The organism is Myxococcus sp. AB025B (assembly GCF_006518215.1).
Classification (GTDB): Bacteria; Myxococcota; Myxococcia; order Myxococcales; family Myxococcaceae; genus Myxococcus; species Myxococcus fulvus.
This window is the reverse complement of record NZ_SRLW01000480.1, coordinates 1-4908: the sequence shown is the minus strand read 5'-3', so window position 1 is coordinate 4908 and position 4908 is coordinate 1. Positions and strand designations below refer to the sequence as shown.

General features: G+C 70.8%; 8 protein-coding genes. 4 read left to right on the top strand and 4 right to left on the bottom strand.

The window, feature by feature from the left end:
* The first annotated feature begins 258 nt into the window (after positions 1-258).
* Together FL311_RS41210 and FL311_RS41205 are read left to right on the top strand one after the other, a co-directional pair.
* Positions 259-513 (top strand): GIY-YIG nuclease family protein, encoded by a 255-nt coding sequence (locus FL311_RS41210; protein ID WP_141333092.1) that lies wholly within the window; start codon positions 259-261, stop codon positions 511-513.
* A 171-nt stretch (positions 514-684) separates the two neighbouring features.
* Positions 685-1059 carry a hypothetical protein gene (locus FL311_RS41205; protein ID WP_141333091.1) on the top strand — a complete coding sequence of 125 codons (375 nt, stop codon included), beginning with the start codon at positions 685-687 and terminating at the stop codon, positions 1057-1059.
* A 4-nt stretch (positions 1060-1063) separates the two neighbouring features.
* On the opposite strand, the gene FL311_RS41200 is transcribed toward FL311_RS41205, so the two are convergent.
* Entirely contained in the window at positions 1064-1372 is a 309-nt protein-coding gene (locus FL311_RS41200; RefSeq protein WP_141333090.1) for a hypothetical protein, read from the bottom strand.
* 87 nt (positions 1373-1459) lie between these two features.
* Here FL311_RS41200 and FL311_RS41195 point away from each other — a divergent pair, with 87 nt between their 5' ends.
* Both FL311_RS41195 and FL311_RS41190 read left to right on the top strand, forming a co-directional pair.
* Entirely contained in the window at positions 1460-1741 is a 282-nt protein-coding gene (locus tag FL311_RS41195) for a hypothetical protein (protein ID WP_046710668.1), read from the top strand.
* Between the two features lie 9 nt (positions 1742-1750).
* Positions 1751-2164 carry a B-box zinc finger protein gene (locus tag FL311_RS41190; protein ID WP_141333089.1) on the top strand — a complete coding sequence of 138 codons (414 nt, stop codon included), beginning with the start codon at positions 1751-1753 and terminating at the stop codon, positions 2162-2164.
* 9 nt (positions 2165-2173) lie between these two features.
* On the opposite strand, the gene FL311_RS41185 is transcribed toward FL311_RS41190, so the two are convergent.
* The 3 genes from FL311_RS41185 to nudC form a co-directional block, all read right to left on the bottom strand.
* A complete protein-coding gene (locus FL311_RS41185; RefSeq protein ID WP_141333088.1) occupies positions 2174-2866 on the bottom strand; it encodes a radical SAM protein in 693 nt (230 codons plus the stop codon).
* Positions 2867-3063: 197 nt separating this feature from the next.
* Complete coding sequence (locus FL311_RS41180) at positions 3064-4005, bottom strand: oxygenase MpaB family protein (protein WP_141333087.1); 942 nt, start codon at positions 4003-4005, stop codon at positions 3064-3066.
* A 75-nt stretch (positions 4006-4080) separates the two neighbouring features.
* The coding region (gene nudC / locus FL311_RS41175; RefSeq protein ID WP_228557425.1) for an NAD(+) diphosphatase at positions 4081-4908 on the bottom strand (828 nt) is incomplete at its 5' end.

Here is a 4908-nt window from a genome sequence, read left to right as displayed (position 1 = left end):
CTGATGGGGCTGGTGAGCGAGCAGCACATCCTGGCGGCGTGGCGGGGGGATCCGCTGGCCCCGGTGTCGGCGGTCATGGCGAGGGTGGGCGAGCCTCCCGCCGAGCGGCGGCGCTTCCGGTTGAGGTTGCCGAAGCTGACCCTGCGGCGTGGGGGCAAGGGGCGTCTGCCCACCTGACGTCCGGGGGCGCGCCGGGCGCGGCGTGGCGCTACAGTGGCGCCCCCCGTGCCGGACGACGCCCCCCGCTGGACTGTCTACATGCTGCGCTGCCGTGATGGCTCGCTCTACACCGGCGCCACCAACAACCTGGAGCGCCGGGTGGCCACCCATGGCCGGGGGCGCGGCGCGGCCTACACGCGGGCGCGGCTGCCGGTGACGCTCGTCTGGAGCGAGGCGGCCGAGGACCGGAGCGCGGCCCTGCGGCGGGAGGCCGCCATCAAGCGCCTGTCCCGGGGCGACAAGCTGCTGATGGTGGAGGCGGCCCGTCCACCCGCCAGGCGTCGCCCGCGCTGACGGCGGCGGCTCGACGTCATACCTCGGAGCGGGGATGTCTGTTGCTCGGTGAGCCTTTCTCCGCGCATGTGTTTTCATCCCGGAATCCGGGTCTTTTCCGTTCCGGATGCCGATACACGAAACCCGGCCCACGCGTTACCGTGCAGTCATTCCTCACAGCAGGGGTCGGTCATGCTTCGGTCTCGTTCGGGAGTCTTCCTCGCGTTGGTCATCTCCGCCCTGGGTACCGGTTGCGGGATGGTGGTGAACCACTCCCCCGAGGTCACCGCCGGGCCCATCCCCAGCCCGAAGACGGTGGCGCCGGGCGAGGTGGTGCAGATGCTGTTCGAGGTGAAGGACCCGGATGGGGACGGCATGGAGTACTACTGGACGCAGTCGCCCGCGGAGCCCGCGGGCCGGTTCAGTGACCCTCACGCGCGCGCCCCCACGTGGACGGCGCCGGACGTGGATGGGCCCAAGCACTTCCTGCTGCAGGTCAACGTGGTGGACAACGAGGGCGGCGGCTTGCTCGGCACGGCGCCGTCGGTGCTGGTGCGGGTGCCGTAGTGCTTCAGGGGGCCGTCTGGGGGGCGGCCGGGGGCGGAGCGCCCGTGTCCCGGGCCTTGCGGTTGGCGCGCATGACGAAGAGCACGCCCAGCACCAGGAAGACGAAGGCGCCCACGCCGGCGCCGATGGTCTGGTAGTGGATGAGGTCCGTGGTGACGTTGCGAATCACCTCGGGCAGGTTGCACATCGTCTGGCTGGCCAGCGGCGTGTCGTTGTACCAGCCCAGGTAGTTGGGGCCCACCCAGGACGCGACCAGGACGCCCAGCAGCGTTCCCAGCAGGACGAAGTTGAGCAGCGTCTTGGCGGCGTTCATGCGCAAGCACCTCGGAAGGAGGACGGCGGGCCGTGCTTAGTATGTGCACGGCGCGCGGGCCAGGGGGGAACGTGTTAAGGGAGGGGCGTGCCGCTGCTCCCGCTCGCCCTCCTGTTCAGTCTCGTCGCGCTGGTGTGCGCCGCCTTCCTCCTCGTCCACGCCTTCCGTCGCAGCGTGGGCACGGGGGTGATGGTGCTGCTCATCCCCTGCTACGTGTTCTTCTACGCGTTCAGCCAGTTCGAGCACCGCCACAAGGGCTTCATCGTCGCGGGCTTCGTGTCCTGCGCGGCGCTGGCGGCGGTGTTCCTGGGGCTGGGCGCGCACGCGCTCGCGCCGCCGCCCATCCGCTTCCCGCCGCCGGGCTTCTGACGCTCCGCCGTGGCGCACTGCGGCCTTCATCCGGAAGAGCCCGCGGTGGCCACCTGCGCGCGCTGCGGCACCTTCCTGTGCGCCGAGTGCGTGGAGTTGGTCCCGGAGGGCTCCGTGTGCGCGCCGTGCCGGGCGCGGCTGCGCATGGACGGGCCCGCGTCGCGCGTGGCCTGGGGTGCGCTGGGGTTGGGCGTGGCGGGGCTTGTGCTCCTGCCGTGCTCGCTGGGGATTCCCCTTCCGACGCTGGTGGCGGGCGCGGGCGCCCTGGTGCTGGGGCTGCGTGAGACCGGGCGCATCCGCAGGGCCGAAAGCCCCGTCCGGGGGAAGTGGCCCGCGCGCGTCGGCTGGGTGCTGGGGGGGCTGACGCTCCTGCTGGTGCTCGTCTGGGTGGCGATGTTCCTGTTCCTCGCCATCGACAGGTGAGGCCCGTCGTCAGACGCCGCGCTCGTTCGGGTCCCAAAGGTACTTGTGCATCTGGAGCTGGAAGCGGACGGAGAGCCGGTCCTCGATGGTCCACTCCGCCAGCTCGCGCGGGTGCAGCTTGCCGAACACGGTGGAGAACAGCAGCGAGAAGGGCTTCTCGGTGAGGCGGTGCTCGGCGATGAGCGCCTTGGACCACTCGTAGTCCTCGCGCGAGCCGATGACGAACTTCACCTCGTCGTTGGCGTTCATCGACGTGAAGTTGCGCAAGTCGTTGCGCGCGCACTCGCCCGAGGACGGCGTCTTCATGTCGACGATTTTGTGCACCGCCGGAGGGACCAGGCGCACGTCGATGGCGCCGCTGGTCTCCAGCAGCACGATGAGCCCCGCGTCGAGCATCGACTGCATCAGCGGATACACGCCGGGCTGCAAGAGCGGCTCGCCGCCCGTCACCTCCACGCGCGGCGTGCGCAGGGCCTTCACCTGCTCCACCACGTCCGCGTTCTTCATGCGCGTGCCGCCGTGGAAGGCGAACTCGCTGTCGCAGTACGTGCAGCGCAGGTGGCAGCCGGTGAGGCGGACGAAGGCGCACAGCAGGCCCGCGTGCGAGGACTCGCCCTGGAGGGAGAGGTAGATCTCCTTCACCACCACGGAGTCGGCGGTGGGGACCAGACGGGGCTCGATGTGCGGACGCGCGGCGGGCATGGCTTCTTCGTGAGACGGGAGGGAGCGGCGCTTCAACCCCAGTCAGCCCACGAGGTCAAGCCGCTCCCCCAATCCCGAGCCAACGCCCCGGCCACACCACCGGATTCCCCGCCAGGCCCCCAAGGCGCCAGGGGGCGGGAACCCCGAGCAATCTGGAGGACTTGCGGCTGTCCGGACGCCCGGGTGCGCCCAGGCCTTCAGGTGTCGGCGGTGCCCTGTCGGGGCGGAGCGGCCTCGGGCTCCGCGGTGGGGGCGGCGGCCGTGCGGTGGTGATGCACGGGGCAGCCCTTGGGGAAGGTGCCCAGCTTCTCGACGTCGAAGCCCTGGGGGTAGGTGCGCAGGTTGGAGCCCTCGCGCCCGAACAGCGGCGTCTCGCGAGGCGACAGCGCGTAGCGCACGAACCGGCCGCGCAGCCACAGCGCGGAGCGGAACAGCTTCCGGCTGAGCGAGGACGGGCGTGGGTAGTGGAAGGCGTCCAGCAACGCATCCTCCATGAGCGTGCGCGCGAACAGCGTGACGAGCGGCTTGGGCGCGAGGTTCGACGGAGGGAAGGTGGTGAGCAGCTCCAGCGTGGCGTCGGCGACGGCGCGGCTGCGCGTGTCGAAGGCGAAGTGCTTCGCCTCGTAGTCGTCCAGGAGGGTGACGAAGTCCTCGTACGTCCCGGGGATGTCCTGGATGCCCATGTGGCGACCCATGGCGCGGTAGTAGTGCGTCCACGCCGTCACCTCGTGGGGCGTCAGCGCCCTCCAGCCGAACTGCGCGAGCCAGCGCACGGGCGTGACGACGAAGGTGGACAGCACGTAGCGCATGTCATCGTTGGAGATGTCATAGGCGCCGTGCATCTGGTTCATCCGACGCAGGGCCGCGCGCCCCGCGGTGCTGGCCATGCCGTGCTCGAGGATGGCGTCGAGGATGAGCACGGTGTCGTCGTAGCGCTTCTGGGGGCGCGCGGTGAACTCGCCGGTGTCGTGCAGCAGCACGCCGATGCTCGGCACCGCGTAGGTGCGGAACAGCGCGAAGCTGAGCGCCTGGGTGATGTCCCAGGGGAACTCCTGGGTGGCGAGGATGCGGACGATGTCCTCGTACTGCGTCACCGCGTCCAGGCGGTCGGTTCGGTCGCGCAGCGCGAAGCGCTTCATCCGGGTCCCCTCCTGCGAGAGCTGGCGGGCACTGTACCGAATGCCCGTGGCGCCCGCTTGTTGGCACTCGCGGGCTCACCGCCCGGTGGGAGGGCGGGCCTTCACGAGCTCGACGAAGGCGTCGATGAGGTGTCGGGCGATGCTCAGGCGCGGCGGGACGCGGGGCAGGTTGTCCGGGTGGAACCAGTGGGCCTCGGCGATCTCCTTGCCGTCGACCTGGATGTCGCCGCCCGCGTACTCGGCGGTGAAGCCCACCATCAGCGAGCGCCCGAAGGGCCAGGGCTGCGAGCCGAAGTAGCGGATGTTCTTCACGTCGATGCCGACCTCCTCCTTCACCTCGCGCGCGACGCACTCCTCCAGCGACTCACCGGCGTCCACGAAGCCCGCGAGCGTGCTGAACATGGGCTCCGGCAGGGTGGAATTGCGCGCGAGCAGCATCGTGTCGCCCCGGGTGACGAGGACAATCATCGCGGGAGAGATGCGCGGATAGAACGGAGTGTTGTCCACCGGGCACCTGCGGGCGCGCTCCCCGGAGACGAGCTGCGTGGGCTGGCCGCAGCGTCCGCAGAAGCGGTGCTGCACGTCCCACTCGGAGATGGCGAGCGCGCGCCCCGCGATGGCGAAGCGCACCTCGTCCAGCCGCTTGTAGAGCGCGCGGGCGGGCACCAGCGTGGTGCCCTCGGGGGGCGTGAAGTCCCGGGGAAGCGGCGCGGTGTAGCAGTCCACGCCGTCCAGCGTGCCCAGGTAGTGCGCCGCCGGGACGACGTCGGGGAACGCCGCGCCGGTGGGCAGGACGATGGCGCCATCGCGCTCGGAGATGAGCAGCTCCATGCCGCGCGCGAGGAAGAGCAGCGCGTGGTCGCGAGGACGCGCGGGCGGCTCGTGGCTGGGGAGGAAGATGGG